Source organism: Oleiphilus sp. HI0128 (assembly GCF_001635365.1).
In genome coordinates this window covers 1-929 of sequence record NZ_LWGG01000227.1, presented here as the reverse complement: position 1 = coordinate 929, position 929 = coordinate 1, and the positions used below count along the sequence as shown (strand labels likewise).

The 929-nt window shown below is 45.6% G+C and carries 1 protein-coding gene; it reads left to right on the top strand.

Going from position 1 to position 929, the window contains the following annotated elements; translation table 11 throughout:
• The coding region (locus A3763_RS03080; RefSeq protein WP_068759873.1) for a 1-aminocyclopropane-1-carboxylate deaminase/D-cysteine desulfhydrase at positions 1-840 on the top strand (840 nt) is incomplete at its 5' end.
• Positions 841-929 lie beyond the last annotated feature (89 nt).

The window sequence follows — 929 nt, the reverse complement described above, 5'->3', positions numbered from 1 at the left end:
CTCGATAAAGTACATCCTTTTATATCGGGGAACAAATGGTACAAGCTAAAGCATCATTTACTAGCGGCTGTCGCGGCGGGCAAATCACAAATTGTAAGTTTTGGTGGTGCCCACTCAAATCATTTGCATGCCTTGGCTTATGCCGCAAATCAATTGAATCTGGACTCTGTCGGTATTGTTCGAGGTGAACCACACGGCGATTTGACATCTACTCTGCAGGATTGCGAAAAGTGGGGGATGAAGATTCAATGGCTTGATCGTGAAACGTATCGTCACACTGCTTCTAACACTACACCTGATATGTATAAAGAGGCAATGCCCGAAGCCTGGGTTGTTCCTGAAGGTGGTGCAGGTAGACAAGGCACGCTAGGAATCGAAAGTTTATTTAATACCTTGCATCATGCGGGGCAACTTAACTATGACTTGATAGCTTGTGCTGTGGGCTCAGGCGCAACCTTGGCAGGGATTGCTCAGGCAAATATTGGTCGAGCCCAGTGTGTTGGATTTTCTGCACTAAAAAATGCTCACGACCTGGAGCATCGCGTAGAGCGGCAGTTATCAGGTGCCAGTAGGGTTAACCCTTGGAGAATATGTCATCACTATCATTTCGGTGGCTTTGCCAAAATCAATAGTCGTCTGACGGAATTTATTTCTGATGTTTATGATGAGCATGGTTTGGTTCTAGACCCTGTTTATACAGGAAAGATGATGTATGGGCTGGCGGAGTATATTCATCAAGGAAGAATCCAGGCGGGAGCGCGAGTATTAGCTGTTCATACTGGCGGGCTACAGGGCTGGCGTGGATTTGGTGAATCCTATCAGCGTTTCCTGTCTTCATAGACAATCTCATGTTCAAATCTCTGAATTGTCGTGAGAACGGTATTCAGGCTGTAAGTCTGGAGTCTGTTAATTTATTATGTGCTTAGTGT